At 50.2% G+C, this 18597-nt stretch carries 11 protein-coding genes; 4 read left to right on the top strand and 7 right to left on the bottom strand.

The annotated features are described in order from the left end of the window. Positions 1 to 4 precede the first annotated feature (4 nt). The 7 genes from Pan241w_RS15120 to Pan241w_RS15090 all read right to left on the bottom strand — a co-directional run bounded on the left by Pan241w_RS15120 (position 5) and on the right by Pan241w_RS15090 (position 10470). A complete protein-coding gene (locus Pan241w_RS15120) occupies positions 5 to 403 on the bottom strand; it encodes a BlaI/MecI/CopY family transcriptional regulator (protein ID WP_197999943.1) in 399 nt (132 codons plus the stop codon). 219 nt (positions 404 to 622) lie between these two features. Next, a complete protein-coding gene (locus Pan241w_RS15115) occupies positions 623 to 2755 on the bottom strand; it encodes a hypothetical protein (RefSeq protein ID WP_145217347.1) in 2133 nt (710 codons plus the stop codon). Further along, a complete protein-coding gene (locus tag Pan241w_RS15110) occupies positions 2752 to 3660 on the bottom strand; it encodes an ABC transporter ATP-binding protein (RefSeq protein ID WP_145217343.1) in 909 nt (302 codons plus the stop codon). Before Pan241w_RS15110 ends, Pan241w_RS15115 begins: the two co-directional genes overlap by 4 nt. Further along, positions 3657 to 4052 (bottom strand): GntR family transcriptional regulator, encoded by a 396-nt coding sequence (locus Pan241w_RS15105; RefSeq protein ID WP_145217341.1) that lies wholly within the window; start codon positions 4050 to 4052, stop codon positions 3657 to 3659. Before Pan241w_RS15105 ends, Pan241w_RS15110 begins: the two co-directional genes overlap by 4 nt. Before the next feature lie 273 nt (positions 4053 to 4325). Then, positions 4326 to 6131: an amidohydrolase family protein gene (locus Pan241w_RS15100; protein WP_145217338.1), complete on the bottom strand. Its 1806-nt coding sequence runs from the start codon at positions 6129 to 6131 to the stop codon at positions 4326 to 4328. After that, the gene (locus tag Pan241w_RS15095) at positions 6128 to 7591 is read right to left on the bottom strand and encodes a DUF1501 domain-containing protein (protein WP_145217335.1); all 1464 of its coding nucleotides are present in this window, start codon (positions 7589 to 7591) and stop codon (positions 6128 to 6130) included. The genes Pan241w_RS15100 and Pan241w_RS15095 overlap by 4 nt, the downstream gene beginning before the upstream one ends. Before the next feature lie 5 nt (positions 7592 to 7596). Beyond that, positions 7597 to 10470 (bottom strand): PSD1 and planctomycete cytochrome C domain-containing protein, encoded by a 2874-nt coding sequence (locus Pan241w_RS15090; protein WP_145217332.1) that lies wholly within the window; start codon positions 10468 to 10470, stop codon positions 7597 to 7599. Positions 10471 to 10800: 330 nt separating this feature from the next. Here Pan241w_RS15090 and Pan241w_RS15085 point away from each other — a divergent pair, with 330 nt between their 5' ends. The 4 genes from Pan241w_RS15085 (at position 10801) to Pan241w_RS15070 (ending at position 18593) form a co-directional block, all read left to right on the top strand. Beyond that, on the top strand, positions 10801 to 12885 hold the full coding sequence (locus tag Pan241w_RS15085) for an alpha/beta hydrolase domain-containing protein (protein ID WP_145217329.1): 2085 nt from the start codon (positions 10801 to 10803) through the stop codon (positions 12883 to 12885). Between the two features lie 307 nt (positions 12886 to 13192). Further along, the gene (locus tag Pan241w_RS15080; protein ID WP_145217326.1) at positions 13193 to 13723 is read left to right on the top strand and encodes a sigma-70 family RNA polymerase sigma factor; all 531 of its coding nucleotides are present in this window, start codon (positions 13193 to 13195) and stop codon (positions 13721 to 13723) included. After that, positions 13713 to 15353, top strand: coding sequence for a FecR family protein (locus tag Pan241w_RS15075; protein WP_145217323.1), 1641 nt, complete (start codon positions 13713 to 13715; stop codon positions 15351 to 15353). The genes Pan241w_RS15080 and Pan241w_RS15075 overlap by 11 nt, the downstream gene beginning before the upstream one ends. Before the next feature lie 21 nt (positions 15354 to 15374). Beyond that, positions 15375 to 18593, top strand: coding sequence for a DUF1549 domain-containing protein (locus Pan241w_RS15070; RefSeq protein ID WP_145217320.1), 3219 nt, complete (start codon positions 15375 to 15377; stop codon positions 18591 to 18593). The last annotated feature ends 4 nt before the right edge of the window (positions 18594 to 18597 follow it).

Genomic DNA, 18597 nt, shown 5'->3' with positions numbered 1-18597 from the left:
TAATCTATTTCTTTTTCGGCTTCTTTTCAGAGACTTCGTCTAACAGTTCTTTCAATTCTTTCTGCTCAGCAGTCGTCCAGCGGCGCATCTGAATCAGTCCGGTCAACATTGGTATCACAGATCCACCACATAATGAATCGGATAGGCCTCGTAGCCGTTCCTGAATTAACGTCTCACGATCGACTGTCGCCGAGAAAACATGGACCCGCTGACTACGGTTTCGTGCGACACAGTTACGGGATTCAAGCCGTTCCAGTAGCTTCTGAACGGTGTAGTACTGAGACGTTGATCCTTCTGGATAGATTTCGTCACACACTTCGCGCGTGGTGGCGCGGCCACGTTCCCAAAGAACCTGTAAGACTAACAGCTCCGTGTCAGTAACATGATATTGCTTGGGTTGCATCTTCAGCTCCTTCAAAACTAACAAAGACATGGTGTCTTTGATGGTATTTAAGCTGGTTCTGCAGATAAAGTCAAGATGTCTTTGATCTGTTGTCCGAAAAAAGATCGATCTTGGAATAGGTACGCAGACTAGAGGCCTACGTTGATTCTCTGAGCAGGTAATGAGAGATTCGACCTTCAAGCATGATGGTCAATCTAGTTTGCACTGTTGGTGGAAGGTTCATCCCCACTCTCGTTTGAGAGCCGCACGATACATGAGCATATTCAGGCAGCAAGCGGCAGAAATTGCGGTCAAGGTTGATATATAAAGCAGAAGCGGACTCTGTTCCGCTCCTGCTTGAGGAATCAATTGTAGCGCGGCCGTGGCAAGGACTAAAATACTGGCGATGAGATTCAGCCCTAGAATACTGCCGACGATTTTCCACGTCTGTTTGAAAACCAGCACACTGGTATTCACTCCCAGGAGCCATAGCGGTGCCGCAAAACTGACTAATAACAGTTTACAGATTACTTCTGTCTTAAACAAAACGGAATTCATGCTCAGCAGTACAAACAGAGCCAGAAAGCCGATCATAAGAATACTGTGATCCCAGGCCAGGGATAGATACAGTTGCTTTATCAGCGATTGACGGTTGACGGGTCTCAATGATTCGATTTCCAGACTCTTACGTCGTTGGAACCAGGCGATGGCAGGCAGGGCAATGCCCGCGCTGGCGAGGCTGGCAAACGAGCCTCCCAGTAAGGGGCGAAGATCAGGTATGAACGGTTCTCCCGAGACGACTTTCGCGATTCCTTGAAATACTAGACCAAAGAAAAGAACCATTGCGATGACCCAGAACATGACCACGGGGCGAAAGGCATTTCCTCGTCGCCAGAGCTTGATCATTTGCCAGGTTGACCTCTTGGAGTAATGCAGCCCCTGGAGACTTCGATCAAGGTTCCAGATGAACAATTTGCCTGGCTTTTTCCACTGAGCCTGTGGTAGTCGTTCTTTGTCCCAGGGGGAGAAAGCTGGTATCGTTGAAGAAGTTTCGTTTACGAAGGTCGTGATGGCGGGTAAATTTCTTAAAACCCAGGCAATAGCGAAGACTTCGATACCAATTATGATGATCGCGAGTCCTGGCATCTGTCCCTGTAAAAACCAGATGGTTTCCCCGGCGATGGTCGACTCAAAAAGTGGCCGAATCAAGAGCAGCAGAACAAAAAATGCTGGTATCATCAATCCATACAGCCACTGTCGTAAAAGGAGATTGGAAAACAGGCTGAGGGAGAACAGGCAACCGACTGCAGGGAAAAATAAAAAGAGGCTCAATGCAGGCAGGATGCCGAAGTCATACTTCAAAATTCCGAGGCAGACACAGATGGCAGCTATTGCGAGTATGATTACTGCGATATGACGATGTGGTGCGACAAAATTGGGAAGTGATTTCGCAGCGGGTGAGATCATGTGTGCCCACAGCTGGAGTACGAGAACGGCGATCAGTAGAGCAGAGATGAAAATCGCGGCTCTGATGGCCATGAGTTTATAACGGGAGTACGTGATCGGCAATGCCCGTATGGGGAGCAGGGTCGCATCGGTAAAGTGCCGCAGGCGTTTCATTAAAAACCAGTCGGCATACACTTCTTTCAAAGAGGGGCAATTGCGCAGTTGTTCGAGTTGTGCGTCGGTTAAATCAATCTGGTTCCATGTTTGTGTCGGTATTGATTTTTTTGGGGTCGCAATGGCGTTTGTCGGGCTGATCAGCGTGAGTTGTTCTAAATGTGGAATTTGAGTGGCCCGTTCCAGAATATCGGGTGAAGCATTGGACAAGTGCAGCGCCAGTAGGTTGACCTTCGACATTTTCGGTATTTCTTCAGGATGTGCTTCCAGAGCCGGGGCCAGGAGTTCCAGTTGGGAGACTTTTTCCCCGAAATGTTGAAGCGCGCCGGCGGGAAGTCGGGACTGCATCAACACGAGCGCGTTCAGCCTGGGTAACTGGCAGATCTGATTCACGTTTTCTGCTGTCAGATCGAAGTCGAATAATGACAGATACACCAAATTGGGAAAGACACTCAGGTCGGGGAGAGGGTCATTGGAATTCAGCTTGACCAGATTGAGCGACAGGACTTCTTCGGGATGTACACGTTCGAGTAGATCTGAAAGCGTCTGAATTTTATGATCTTTGCCGGTATAAACGGATTCAATCCGTCCTGCCGCCTTTGGTCTGGGGCCGACCTGGAAGACATCGCCACTGGTGGGCCCGAATACCAGAGAAAGAAAAAATAAGAGAATCACCCCCGCCAGTAGGAGTACCAGCGGACGCTGCCAGTACGTTCTGAGAATTTGCTTATAGAGAGCGAATCTTGATGTCATTGAACGGTCTCCCCTGTTTCCTGAGACGCGACTCCCGAAAGTTCCAGAAATATTTCTTCCAGATTCAGGTCTTCAATGGTGGTCGTCGCTTGAAATTTGTCCGTGAAAATGTCCATTGTCAGCGTGTCAAATTCTTTTACTGCTAACAGGGCATGCTTGCCTTCAATCTGAGAGCGGAGAGTGCCTGGAATATTGAGATTGGGGGGTAACTCATTTTCCGCTGTGATACGAATACGTTTCACCTGCTGTTTCAGTAAGTCTAATTCGCCGAAAAAGCCAACCTTTCCTTTGTCCAGAAAGGCAACATGCGACGCAACTCTCTCAAGATCAGAGGTAATATGGGTTGAAAACAGAATTGTGTTCTCTTCTTCAGTGAAATCGATTAATGACTGTAAAAACTGACGGCGAGCGACCGGGTCGAGGCTGGCAACGGGTTCGTCCAGAATCAGCAATTCAGGGTGATGCCCCATTGCGATGATCACAGCCAGTTTTTGTCGTTGTCCCACAGAAAGTGCCCCCACGCGTTGTGTCTCGTTGAGGCTCCATTCTTTTAGTAGAGTATTCACAAAGGTTTGATCCCACTGCGCGTAAAATGCTCCCGTGTATTCTGTCATGGCCTGGACGGTCATCCAGGGGAGCAATGCGAATTCTTGAGAGACATAACCTAAACGAGATTTCGCTGCAGCATCTAAGTCCCAGGAGTTTTGCCCAAAGATGGTACTCATTCCTGAAGAGGCTTTGAGTAATCCCAGAATACATTTAATTAATGTCGTTTTTCCGGATCCATTTGTACCCAGCAAACCAACGACTTGTCCCGCTTTGATTTGAAGGTCAAGACCGGTCAATACCGGGGGCTCTTGAAACTGCTTTTTCAAATCGACAGTTTGGATAATGACATCGCTCATGATTTGTATTCCCTTAACAGCTTGTTAACGACCGACAGGATCTGCTCATTCGTCAGTCCGAGTTGGCGCCCCTGTACTATGGCTTGCTCCATCAAAGGTTCAAGCTCCTGCATGCGCTCTTTTGTGCTTCCTGATAAAACGGGTGTTCGTACCATCATTCCCTTGCCGCGTACCCGCTCTACAACCTCGTCTGCCTCCAGTTTCGAGTAGGCTTTTGAAATTGTCATCGCGTTCACGCCGAGTTCCGTCGCCATTTGACGCACGCTGGGTAACATGTCTCCCGCTTTTAGATGGCCCCCCGCAATCATGGCGTTAATCTGTCCCATGATTTGCAGGTAGATTGGCACACCAGCAGAGGGATGCACTTCGAATTGTGTTGGTTTAATTACCATTTACTGATGCCCTATGTGTATTGATACACTAATACACTAATGGGGCGGAGTCGTCAAGAAAAAAATTCCTGGTAGAAATAAAAAGACGGTGCCTGTCGCTCTGATTAGGCCTGAAATATAAGAGAGGCAGGTAATGAAATCTGGAACGTGCAGGTTACAGCATACCCCTTTCGTGGATCAGTCTTACCCAATGGCTGATCTAAGAAGAGCGAATGACCGCAAAGTGTGGCAGGGGTAAGATTTAATGTAGTCAGAAGACCATTGGAAGTGGTATCAGTTGTCTACACGAGGAGATAGCAGGTTACGGAAATTGGTGCCGAGGATCAGGCGTTTCTCTGCATCGGAGATTTGCGCAGCAGTAACTTTACATAACTCGGTACCCAAAGAACGGGAGGGAAGATGACTGCCGAAGATGATGCGGTCCGCACCGAGTTCGCGAACCGCCATTTCAATGAAGCCGGCGGTGGGATCAAAGCCTGAAGTTTCTACGAGTATATTCTCGAAATCTCGCACGGCCCGAATGCCGCGTTCCCATTCACCTCCAGAATGGGCGCAGATGAATTTCTGATGGGGGAATCGCTGTGCCAGTACCGCGAGTTCGGACGGCGTCGATCCACCAGGGCTCCGTTTGCCTCCAGTGATAAACCAGGTGTGTTGCATGATCACGCCGTTCAATTCCGAAATACGCTCGATGAGGGGATTGAAATTACGATGCGTGCAGGTGAGGGCTGCCGGTCCCCCTCCCGGAAAATAAACGCCTCGCATTGGGCCGTCCTGCAACCAGCGATTCAACGCATCCAAGGAACCGGGTACATTGTTGGCATTGAGTTGAATCATTCCCATTAGCAGTTTGGGCCAGCGTTTCAGAGGTTTCAACACGATTTCCGGATTCGTTTTCAGTTTCTGTTCCAGTTCCGCATCCCTGGTTGTACCAATTCCAACATGGGGGAAAAAACAGAGCTTTTCAAACCGACCGGTTTTAATGGCGGGCAGGGCACGTTCTATATCTGCGATCAGGCTACTGCTACCATCTCGACCTGGATGGGAATGGGAAGGAGTGAAGTACGAATCCCAGATACGGTATTTTTCAAGCTGTTGTGAGGGAGGTAATCCGGCAGAGATCTTTACGGCCGTCTTTTGGGGGGAATCGTGGTTCTTAATTCTGATTCTGGATGGAGAGCTTTTAGTGGTGAGAATCGGGGCCAGAAACTGAGTCGCATTGTCTGATAGGACGGACTGCAGGGAGGCTGCATCAAGGATTGAGGATTCATAGACACGCACCAGTGCCGCTTCGGGGATCAAAAATGGTGCATGTGTGCCGAACATGACACGTCCCTCGGGAAGACGTTGTATAAGTGAGGGAACACCATCGGTGCTTTCGACGCGGGCGGTATCAAAGAAGATGTTCGGTATTTGGCTTAGTTTGTCAATCAGATCGGGACGGGGTTTTGCGTTGAGAATCTGAAGTTTGAGACCAGGGACTTTCGCAGCCAGTTCCGGGAGCGGTTTGAGATCCACATCGGCTGCTCGCACCGACTGATGCTGGGTGCGGGTGTCTTCCAGAGTGGCGGCTAACTGTACGAAGCGACGTTCTTGCGATACCTGTTTTAATAGCTTCAGCAAGCGAGGATCTTCGAGTGTGTAGCCATGGTAGTTGGGGTGCAGTCGGATTCCCGGCATCTGATGTTTGTGAAAGCATTGCTGCAGATCATGTTTCCAGTCGGGAAGTGTGGGGTTGATCGAACCGATGGGGACCAGTTGTGGAAAGCGTTTGCATTCGTCAGACAGTCGCTGATTGACGGTTGAGATATCTCGATGCAAAATTCCCTCGTAGCTGCCTGCCCAGGCTTGTTCGAAGCCGAGTGAGCTCAGTTTTTGAATCAGCGTGTGTGTGTCGTCGAGAGGGAGTCGTCGAAAGGGCCACTGGAACAGGCTGATATTCGTGTCGATGAATTTGGTATCCGAAGAGTGGTTCTCCGCTGATCGGGCGATTTTTAAGCCGAGTGAAGTGGCGAGGCCGACTGTGGTGGCTGTTGTCAGAAACTTGCGTCGGTTGACTTCACAATCCGGGGTGCTCAACTGAGGATCTCCTTGACCACACGAGGTGGATTGACTCCGGTCAGGCGTTCTTCCAGTCCACTGCGGGTATAGAACAGTTCCTGATGGTGTAGCCCCAACTGGTGGAGAATCGTCGCATGGAAATCATGTACGCTGACGGGGTTCTCAACGACACTGTGTCCGAATTCATCGGTGACGCCGTAGGTGGTTCCTCCTTTAATGCCTCCTCCGGCCATCCAGGATGTAAAGGCCTGCATGTTATGGTCGCGTCCCGAGAAACCGTTGGCGGATTTCTGAGTGGTGGGAGTGCGTCCAAATTCGCCACCCCAGATGACGAGTGTGGAGTCGAGCAGTCCTCGCCGTTTGAGATCGCGGAGCAACGCGGCAACCGGCTTGTCGGTTCGTTGACACATGGCACGATGATTGGCGGAAAGATCAGCATGACTGTCCCAGGGTTGTTCTTCCAGGAAAATCTGCACGAAACGCACTCCGCGTTCGACCAGTCTACGGGCGAGCAGGCAGCGTTTTCCATACGATTCGGTCTCTTTCTCACCGATGCCATAATCGGTGAGGGTGTGTTGTGTCTCGCTGGATAAATCAAGGGCTTCAGTGGCTGACATCTGCATCCGTGCTGCAAGACTGTACGATTCGATGCGTGCATCAAGCAGAGGATAATGGGGCCTTTTCTGGCGGTGGATTCCATCCAGTTTATTGAGCAGTTTGCGTGCGGATTCGGTGACAGCTGTTGGTTGTTCGTACTGCGGTTTGAGATTCAGGATTGGCGAGCCGGTGGGGCGAAGCCGCGTGCCCTGATATGTCGGGGGCAGAAAGCCGGACGTCCAGTTGCGTGTGCCGTTTTTAGGCGCACCGAGAGGATCTGTGAGTACGACGTAGGCCGGCAGGTTCTGGTTTTCGGTTCCCAAACCATAGACAGTCCAAGAGCCAATGGTGGGATAGCCCATGAAGAGGCGGCCGCTATGAATTTTATACAACGCATTGTCATGATTCGGATGATCAGTCCACATGGAGTTGATCAGGCAGAGTTCATCCGCCATCTTCGCGGTGTGGGGCAGAACATCTGCCATCCACATTCCGGATTCTCCATGACGGGCGAATTTATACTGTCCACCCAGCATCTCGCCGATACTGGTGGTGTTGGAATTCCCCAGGTCTTCAATGTTCCCAGGGTACGGCTTACCGTCCATCTTGTTCAGAACCGGTTTGGGGTCGAACAGATCCATCTGGCTCGGCCCGCCATTCATAAACAAATGAATGACAGAAGTGGCTTTCGGCGTGTGGTGCGGCTGTTTGGGTTTGAGATCAAACTGTTGTGGCTGATGCGGGGGATCATTCGCCAAAGCTTCCGTTCCACCAAAAAAATCCTGGCACAACAGGTGTGTCAGAGCGGCTCCCATGACGCCATCGCTGGTACGGGCAAAGAAGTCGCGACGAGAGTGAGTTTGTTCGGGTTGGTGATTCATAAGCGTCAATCAATATACAAAAACGCGGCAGAGTTTAAGATGGTGTGGCAGTACGTATCCAAAGCTGCTTGCGGATTTTCTTTCCAGAGCGATTTAAGTTCCTGTAGGGTTTCCTGTCCCAGCTGAAGTTCTTCTGCGGTTGGTGGGCGATTGAGTGCCAGCTGATACACGAGTGTAATCTGTGCATTCAAATCATCTTTACTCTGTTCTGCGAGCATGTTTCGGACGCGGGAGGCGAACGCGCGGGATAGAGCGTGAACACGTTCATTATTCAACAGCATCAGTGACTGAGGTGAAACCGTGGAGACGGTCCGTGAAACACAGTTCGGCCCCATTTCAGGATAATCAAAAGTATCCAGCATCGTGGGGATTTCAGTACGACGGTACTGCAGATAGACGCTACGTCGCCAGCCTCCGTTACTGGTGATGTTAGCACTAACCAGACCGTTTCTGTCGACTGTAACTGAATCGGGAGGGCCGCCCGGAGTGAGATCGAGTTTACCGGAGACAGCCAGAATTGAGTCGCGTAGTGCTTCGGCATTCATTCTGCGGAGTGGCATGTGGGAGAGTAGGCGATTTTGAGGATCGTGTTGTTGTATCTCGGGAGTAATCTGGCTGGATTGCTTGTAAGTGCGGGAATTCAGCATCAGGCGGTGCATGTCTTTGATGCTCCAGCCCTGTTCGATAAACTTGACGGCCAGCCAGTCAAGCAATTCCGGGTGAGATGGACGTTCGCCTTTCACACCGAAATTTTCGAGTGTTTTCACCAGCCCGGTGCCGAAGTGGTGATACCAGATTCGATTGACGATTACACGTGCTGTGAGGGGATGATCTTTCTTTGTTAACCAGCGGGCCAATGCCAGGCGGCGGCCGGTTTTGGGAGTTCCCTCAGGGAACGGTGGTTGAACCGAGAAGGGGGTGCGTCCGTCGGTCAGAACAGAGGGGACTCCAGGCCCCACGAGTCGGCCCGGTAGATCATGTTCGCCGCGTTGCAGGATATAAGTGGGTGAGGGTTCGCCCCGGTCCCAGAGGGCACGGATTGTCAGAGGGGGTTCCATCTGTTGTTTAATTTCGGTCTTCTGCTTTTCGATGGAGGTCACATGCTGTTGTGCCTGCTTTACAGACTCTGAGAATTCCGACTCGGGCATGGTTTCTGCAATTCGTAATTTTTCGACCAGAATTCGTTGACGTTGCGTGCGCGTGTTATCGGCAATCTTCAAAGCGCGGAGGGTTTCCTGCTGTTCAGCAGCAGATTGTGTTGGATAAAACTGGTGCAGCATTGCGATTTGTAGTGCAGCAATGGCTTTTTTATGAGCTGATTCGAGCTTTTTCAGTCTGGTTTTGAGCAGAGGGTTAATCTGTTTGACGCGGCTCCGCTGTTCGGGTGTGGCCAGTTCCAGAGATCGGTTTTTGAAAGTCAACCAGTCGTACTCATCGAGGGCGCCCTGGAAAATCGCTTTGAAGCGATAATAATCACGGTGCGGTAGCGGATCGTATTTATGCGAGTGGCAGCGGGCACATTCCAGTGTCAGTCCCATCACACCTGATCCCATGACGTTGATGGCATCGTTGACAACTCCCAGACGTTCTGGAACAAAATTCATCGTGCGGGAGCCAGTCTGGTCAATGCCCATACGGAGGAAGCCGGTAGCGATCAGGTTCTGTACCATCTGTTCTGTTGTAGCAGGAGCGTTTTCATAGTCCACTAATTCATCGCCGGCAATCTGTTCCAGCAGAAAGCGATCGTAGGGCTTATCAGTATTGAACGCATCAATAACATAGTCACGATATTTCCAGGCGACTTCGCGCAACGGATCAGAAGAGACGCCTCCTTCGGAGTCTGCATAACCGGCGATGTCCAGCCAGTAGCGTCCCCAGCGTTCGCCATAACGGGGGGAAGCGAGTAGATGATCAATCATCGCGGCATACCAGTTTGGCTCTTCTGTGTTATGCCAACGTTTCCACTCTTTGGGCGTCGGAGGGATTCCAGTCAGATCCAGATAGACGCGTCGGATGAGTGTGTCTCGATCTGCCTCCGGGGAAAAGTCGAGATCGTGTGCCTGTAGCTTCTTGAGGATCAGTTCATCGATTGAGGTAACTCCCTGTGGTGACTCAGGTGGTTGAAAGGCCCAGTGCTGGCGGTCTTCTTCGGTGACGAGCGGGTCTGGTTCGGTGCCGGCAACATCAGGAGCGATATCGATGACAGGGACATTTTCAGTGATCCATTGACGCAGGGTTTCGACTTCTGAGGTTGGGGGGCGTTTGACAAAAAACTTTAGCAGTTGTTCCTGCGGGGGGCAGGCATGGCTTTCGATACGTTGAATCATCAAGCTTTCATTTGGTTTACCCGCAACAAAAGCGGGGCCGTGTTCGCCCCCTTTTTGCATACTCGCTGGAGTCCTGAGGTCCAGGCCTCCTCGTTTGAGACGCGCACCATGACAGGTAGTGCAGCGGAGCAACATGATCGGCAGGACATCGTGTTGTGTGAGTTGTTTTTCCTCTGGTTGGTATGGCTTGGCTGACTTTGCTCCCGTGGAGAGCCAGGTTTGGATGAGTTTGCGTTCTTTCGGGGTGAGCTGAGGTTGCCCTTCCGGTGGCATGTCACCCGCGTCGATCAGTATCCAGAGCAAGCTATCATCCACAGTATCAGCGATGGCGGATTCGCCTGACTCTCCACCACGATGGACGCCGGCAACCGTAGAAAGGTCAAGTCCCCCCTTGCGGACCCTTTCACTGTGGCATTTCCCACATTTGGTCGCGAAAACTGGCTGGATATCCGCTTCAAACAGGAGTGGTTTTTCCGCAGCCTGATTCGTCCGGATCGGGAACGAGACGAATACAGCAACAATCAGAGGCAAGATAATTCGTGTAGAGATCATAAGTGATGCTGGCAGGTGGGGTTGGGTGAACGCTATCTGATCTTGGTTTATCGTAAACGAAGCTGTCAGAGCATACAAGGTAAATCTCGTCAGGAACCATTGATTCTGGGGGATCAGCGCCTTGGACTCAGATATGAGAATAGAAGTGATCTATGACGAATATAATTTATACCAGTCCAGTGGTAACTTGTAAGGATCTGATAAGACGTCATTGAGTAGGACAATGGCTTCCGGTAGACTTGCAATCTACAATATCAAGATACCTGGATGACAACAATTTGGGGCCATGAATCTATAGAGTCTTCAACTTGAACTACAATAGAGAAATCAATGAATCATCAACTACGAGTCTTTGTCATCACGATTGTCTTCGGACTGCTTTCGTCATCTCTGAGTGCGGAAGTCAAGCGATTTGAAATCACGGCACGAGAACCATTCGCCTCCGGTCAAACATTTGGTGAGGTTGGAGCGTACGAACGAATTGTTGGCCGTGTTTACTATGAACTTGATCCAGATCTGCTTCAGAATCAGAATGTTATCGACCTGGAGCTGGCGCCTCGCAACGAACGCGGACGCGTTGAACTTTCCGCGGATTTGATCATCCTGGCGCCACAAGACCTGAGTAAAGGCAACGGTGCTCTGCTGTACGGTGTTAACAATCGTGGCAACCTCACTGCCTTGCGACTGTTAAACTACGCCACCGGTAGCAACGATCCGAAGGAGAAGAAACATGCTGGTGATGGGTTTCTGATGCGGTCTGGTTTTACTGTCGTCTGGAGCGGTTGGGATGGTGAACTGTTACCGGGCAATAGTCGGATGCGGCTTTATCCACCGCCGATCACCAAAAAAATTACTGGTAAAGTACGCTGTGAGATTGTGCCCAGTTCCGATACTACGCGTATGGTGGTGAACTGGGATAATCATGGTTCCTATCGGCCGACGGCCGAGGGACTGAAGACGGCATCGCTGACGCACCGTTTGCTGGCCGGTCATCCTCGTGTCTTGATTCCCCGAACAGAGTGGAAGTTTCATATTTCTGATGTGGAGAGCGATTCACCTGCCCAGTTACCGAAGGTGGAATTGGAGTATCCGCAGGGACTCAAGAAACTGCATATCTATGAGCTGATCTATGAAGCACAGGATCCAGTGGTGATGGGAACCGGGTTTACCTCTGTGCGTGATCTGGTGTCCGCTCTGAAGCACGGGACAGGGAAAGACAATCCTTTACTGGTCGATGGAAAGTCTTTGATTCAACGAGCACATTCCATCGGTGTGTCACAGAGCGGGCGGTTTCTGCGCGAGATGATTTATTGGGGCTTCAATCAGGACGAAGAAGGACGGAAAGTCTTTGATGGGGTGATTCCCCATGTATCCGGTTCCGGGATGGGGTCGTTTAACCATCGCTTTGCCCAGCCGACCCGGCATGCAGGACAGCATGATCATCATGATTACCCGCCTGATCGTTTTCCATTCACTTACGGCAGACAAACAGATCCTTTGTCGGGATTGACTGCGGGGATTCTTGAACGCGCGGAGTTTAGTGGTACTGCGCCGCTGGTGATGCACACTCAGTCATCATCGGAATACTGGAATCGTAGCGGATCACTTTCGCACACCGACCCCCTTGGAAAAAATGATGTCAAAATCCCCGAAAATGTGCGTCTCTACATCTTCGGTGGGACACAGCATGGTCCGAGCCGCTTCACGACCGAAATCGGCGATGGTCAAACAGCTCCAAATCCTGCGGATTATAAACCATTTCTCCGTGCGTTATTGCTATCGCTCGATCGCTGGGTAGAGAATGGGACCGAGCCGCCTCCAAGTGTCTATCCGAAGATCTGTGATCGCACGCTCGTCAGCTGGACTCAGAACGCAACGGGATTTCCGTACATCCCCGGTATCCGCTATCCAGCAGTAATTCAACAGCCGTCCTTCCTTGATTTCGGACCACGCTGGCATTCTCAGCGGATCGTCGATTTCCAGCCACCGATCGCTCGTGGTGATTACACAGTTCTTGTTCCACGTTCAGGACCAGATGGAAATGAACTCGGTTGCCTTTCTGCTCCTGAGGTCGCTGTACCGGTCGCCACATACACAAGTTGGCGTTTACGTGATGAAAATGGTCCAGCAGCGAACCAGCTCTACAGTTTATCAGGCTCGTATATTCCCTTTCCCGTCACCAAAGCGGACCGTGACAAAAGCAGCGATCCAAGGAGGTCGGTCGAAGAACGCTATGGCACATTGAAAAATTATCTAAATCAGCTTGCAGCGCAATGCGTCGAATATGAGAAGGCCGGTTACTTGGTGAAGGAAGACACGGAACGGATTCTTCAAACGCAACGTGAACGTGTTACTTTCCTGTTCTCAAAGTTCGATTCAGCGGCGGGATCCAGTTTGCCAGCGCAGGGCAACTGAGCTTCAATCAATCGCTTTCTGAATGGGGAGTTCTCTTGTTTGCACTCGTTCAGAGGTCTACCTCGTAAATGATCGGCTCGAATGTATACGCTGGGTTGGCCTGCTTTTTTTCTTGTCGTAAGTCTCTTTTCTAAAAGGGGTATCGCAATTCGTGATGAGTGCAGGAGATCTATCAGAGCTCAGAGATTTGCGAATATTTTACGATATCTTTCTAAAACTCGACCTGAAAAATTCATTGAGTGTACGATTACTTATAGAACAGAAAAATTGAGTGTTGCCAGGCTTGGAATGATCGTTGAATTGATTCATGGAACAGAAAAAACAAGAACGACAGTTTACAACATTGCTGACGGCTCATCGCCGCCAGCTGTATGCTTTTATTTACTCATTGTTGACGGATCACACTGACGCTGAGGATGTTTACCAGCGTTGCAGCATGATTCTATGGGACAAGTTTGAACAGTACGACTCTGAATGTGAGTTCCTGCCGTGGGCGATGGGAATCGCGTTTTACGAAGTGAAAAACTTTCAACGTGTTTCATCACGTGATCGACACCATTTTTCGGAACAGCTTCTCAATCAACTCTTCGAGCGGATGCAGAACGGCAAAAGCGTCCAAAATGTGCAATTGTCATCACTGGAGAAATGTTTGAAATCGCTGCGTCAGAAAGATTTGTGGCTTGTGCAGCAAGTATACTGGGAACGACGCAAATGTGCGTCCGTTGCACAAGAACTGGGATTGAAAATTAACGCGCTCTATGATCGGGTTGGCAGAATTCGCAGTCAGTTAAGGAACTGCGTTTTGCGACGTGTGTCGGAGGTGGAACATGCCGGATAATGATCAGCAAAATCAAGCCGAATTTGAACGGCTTCTGCACCGACTCGTGGATGGTTCGCTTGATCATTCCGAAGCAGAACGCCTGGAGTCGTTATTGTTGGATCAACCAGAGCGTCAATCGTTGTACCTGGAATACATGTCGCTTGATTCATCCTTAATCGAATTGGGGGAAGTCAGCAAAACAGCTCCCGAGCTTACTTTTGGACGCCCTCGAAAAAAATATCTGGTTTCCTTCAGTGTTTGGGCTCTGGCAGCGTGCGCTATGCTCAGCCTGATTGCGGTGACTCTCTTTGTGTCATCTGTTATAGATCAATCAAAGCAATTGACAAAACAGAAAACAACAGAGCCATTAGAAGGAGTTTCGCAATCGACGGAAAGGAATCCAGAGCAAGAGGCACTTTCCGAGGCGCAGATTATCGCAGGGCACCGTGCAGTATTCCGTGGTACACAGTCTGCCACGTCGATCGGCAGTCACTTAAAGTTTTCAGAAAACTATATGCTGCAAGATGGGTTAGTAAAAATTCGTTTTGCCTCGGGGGCTGAAGTGATTCTCAGTGCGCCAGCTCTGTTTCAGGTTGTTCATAATGAGAAGCTTGTGGTTAACCTCGGCAAATGCTCTGTTTATGCACCAGAGGGAGCCGAAGGCTTTGAGGTTAGCACGCCGACCAGCGACGTGATTGATTTGGGAACTCGATTTTCCGTTATCGTTGCTGAAGACGGAGCCTCGAAAGTGGCTGTCGTGGATGGTGAAGCAGAAGTATCCTCTCTGAGTAGTCCTCGCAAAAAGACGCTACTAAAAGGTGATACCGCCTATGTTGGCACTGACCTGCACTTAATGGAGGGAGATCGGGATGCGCAAAGTGATGATTATGTCGCCTCTATTCCCGACCGCCTGATTTCTTATAAAACAAATCAGGATGAATTGGGGCGAGCAGTGGACCTTTCGTCTTTGTCCGTACAACGAGCGGGCGTTGATCGCACTTACCATGCCGATGATTTCATTCTGCCAAGAGTCAATCATTATCGGCCCGGATCCAACGCGTTTGGAGTTGTTCCCGCCAATTCTCCCGCTGATGAACACAATCGATTTGGTTTGATGAATCTGATGTTCGCTTCTGGATTCATTAATCCAGGGGGGCAGAACAACTTGCATGAAGGAGAGTTTATTCTGGGCCGTGATGGGACTCCGGGCATGAACCTTGTTTTTGATCAGCCCGTTATCAATTCACCCGGTCCTGATATCATCATATTCGATGCCCAGTCGATTGCTCACTCTCTGGAAGGCGATGTATTTCGTTTGTACCCGCAAACAGATCACCCAGACGCTCAGCCAATGACCATTCGGAAATACGACATTGATGGTCATTCCGCAGAAGCACAAATTATGACCGGCTGTCGTTTGACTCAGTTAAGCCCGGATTTCGCCAACGATGGTACTCCACTTCCCATCGTGGCACGATCACAGTTAGTGCATCAAGTTCCCTCTCGGCTATTTGCCATTGGTATCGACCTGGATGACATGAATATTCCATCCGGAGAATCGATCACCGGACTGTTTCTTCAGGATGCCCAAGACGACGCAGACCGGGTTGACCCAGTTGTTATCGTCGGTCTTCCACCCGTTAAATAATACACTTGATCTCGGATTTTTATGCGTAATCTATTTAAAAACAGTGTGTGCATTTATTTCATTTTCTTACCGATGATGTCTTCAGCAAATGCCGCCGATCTTTCACCGGAAGTCATGAAGTTCTTTGAGAAAGAAGTGCGCCCTCTGCTCTCGAAACACTGCTGGTCTTGCCATGGTGAGCAGGAGCAGAAAGGAGCCCTGCGGCTTGACACACGCGGCCATCTGCTGTTGGGAGGAGAGTCAGGGAAATCCATCATTCCAGGCAAACCGGACGAAAGTTTACTCATCGAGTCGGTTCGCTATGAATCGTACGAGATGCCCCCTTCGGGAAAATTGAAGGAGGACCAGATCAAGGTGCTCGAAAGATGGGTCTCCCTTGGTGCTCCCTGGCCTGGGGCAGACGATTCGGTTCCGGTTCGCAAGGGGCAGGGCCCCGAGTTTACCGATGAGGACCGCACCTGGTGGGCGATTCAACCCTTGCTGGACGTCACTGTGCCCGTAACTAAGACACGTGGCTGGTGCAGGAATGAAGTCGACCAGTTTATTCTTTCCAGGTTAGAGCAGCATGGGCTGACCGCTGCGCCGGAAGCGAGCCGGGAAGCACTGATACGCCGGGTCTATTTTGATTTGCACGGCTTGCCTCCCACACCTGAGGAAGTGCAGAATTTCGTGAATGATCCGCGTCCTGATGCTTACGAGAAGCTTGTCGATCGATTGCTCGAAAGTCCACGCTATGGAGAACGTTGGGCGCGGCACTGGCTCGATGTTGCGAGGTACGCCGATTCAGACGGCTACCGTGCTGACGGCTATCGCCCCAATGCATGGCGCTATCGGGATTATGTAATTCGATCGTTCAATGAGGATAAGCCTTACAATCAGTTCGTTCAGGAACAGTTGGCAGGAGATGAACTGTTTCCGAATGATGTCGATGCACAAATTGCAACAGGTTTTCTGACTCACGGGATTTATGAATGGAATAGCCGTGATGTCGCCGGTCAGTGGGACATCATGTTAAACGAATTAACAGACACTGTTGGTGATGTTTTCCTGGGAGTGAGCATGCAATGTGCCAAGTGTCATGACCATAAGTTTGACCCCATTCTGCAAAAAGATTATTTCCAGTTACGCGCTTTCTTTGAACCGATCCTGATTCAAGCCAGCCGGGAGGTTGCGACACCAGAGCAACTTGAAAAACACCGTCTTGAAATGGATGCCTGGGAGCAGGCCACGGAAAAGATACGTAAAGAACTATCGGAGATCGAAGCCCCTTATCGAGAGAAAGCCAAAGCCGTCATTAAGTCGTTTCCTCCCAACATTCAGGCTATGATTAATAAGCCTGAGGACGAACGATCTCCAAAAGAGCAACAGTTGGTCAGGCTGGCATGGCGTCAGGTGGAACACAATTATAAGAACCTCGACAAGCAACTGAAACCGGCGGATAAGGAAAAGGTCCTGGCGTTAAGACGCAAACTGGAAAAGTACGATAAGCAGAAGCCAGCTCCGCTACCGGTTGCGCAGCAGGTCAGAGATGTCGGCCCGGATGCACCCAGGACAACGATCCCTAAGAAACGTACAGAATGTGAGCCCGGATTCCTGTCCATTCTTGATGAGTCGGCTGTCGATTATTTTGGCGCTCCGCGTAAGGATACCACCAGTCGCAGAACAGCATTGGCGAGATGGCTTACACAGCAAAGCAATCCGCTGTCGACACGCGTGATCGTCAATCGTATCTGGCAGTATCACTTCGGCAAAGGACTGGCACCGCATAGCAGCGATTTAGGTCGCCTGGGGGGGACACCATCACATCCTGAATTACTTGATTGGCTGACACGAAACTTTCTCGAACGCGGCTGGCGATTCAAAAGCCTGCATCGTTTGATTGTTACCTCTGCAACCTATCGCCAATCCACTCAGCATCCGCTTGAAAAGGAAATGGTCTCCATCGATCCCGCCAACAAATATTACTGGAGTGCGGAGACGCGCCGACTCGACGCAGAGCAAATCCGCGATTCCATCTTAGCTGTGACCGGGCAGCTTGATCTTCAGGCTGGTGGTCCCGGCGTGACTCCCAGTATACCACGACGGTCAATTTATTTACGGGTGATGAGAAACAGTCGTGATCCCTTACTGGATGTGTTTGACTTACCTCGGTTTTTCGTCAGCGTGCCTGCCCGCGATACGACGACGTCTCCCGTTCAATCACTACAGTTGTTCAACAGTCAGCAAATGCTGCGGTTTGCCGATCAACTGTCGAAAAGGGCTGATGATGAAGTTGCAGCAGTCCCTGATAAAGAGAAAGAAAGAGCGGCACTGAAACGAGCATGGGAAATTGTTTTCGGCAGGACTGTTACCAACGATGAATTGTTAATGGCTGAAGAGTTTCTCAATCGTCAATCGAAACTGTTGTCGGAGCAGAAACCAACGGTGAATCTGCAGCAAGTGGAAACCGCGACGATGCCTTACCGCAACGGGCAGTCAGTTGTGTTTCACGCGGATAAACCATCTTCTTTTTATGTCGCAGATGACAAACGACTGACTCCGGAGAACTGCACGATAGAAGCCTTCTTCCAAATACGTTCGGTGTACGAATCAGGGGCTGTTCGTACGCTTGTTTCAAAGTGGAGCGGCAAGGTTTCTGAGCCGGGCTGGTTGTTCGGCGTCACGGGGCGCGGCTCCCGACGTAAGCCACAAACACTAGTGTTTCGGACATACGGTAAAAAAAGTGACGGAACCGTTCGCGACGAGATCGTTTTTTCTGATCAACATATTGAATTCAATACGCCGTATTATGCCGCGGTCAGTTTTCACGTCTCGGGGAAGCGCGCCGGCGAAATTGACTTTTATCTGAAAGATCTCTCGAACGATGATGAGCAATTAGGCCGGATTACGAAAAAACACAATACCATCCAGGTTCTGGGCAATAATAACCAGCCACTCGCCATCGGTCGCATGGTTCGTAATCGTAATAGTTTATTTGACGGACTGATTGACGATATCCGGATTACATCTGAGGCCCTGGACGTTCCGTCGCTACTCTTCACACAGGAGTCGGTTATGAAGGAAACACTGGGGTATTGGAAGTTTGATCCTGTACCAGGCATGTTTCAGGACAGTTCTACCAATCAGTACAATATTACCCAGAATGACCGGATGACTTCGGCCGGCAATCCTCGTCGTGAGGCGTTTGTTGACCTTTGTCACATTCTTCTTAACTCAAATGAATTTTTATACGTGCACTAAGGCA

This window comes from Gimesia alba (assembly GCF_007744675.1).
Classification (GTDB): domain Bacteria; phylum Planctomycetota; class Planctomycetia; order Planctomycetales; family Planctomycetaceae; genus Gimesia; species Gimesia alba.
The sequence above is the reverse complement of the archived record's forward strand: the minus strand, read 5'-3'. Positions and strand labels throughout refer to the sequence as shown.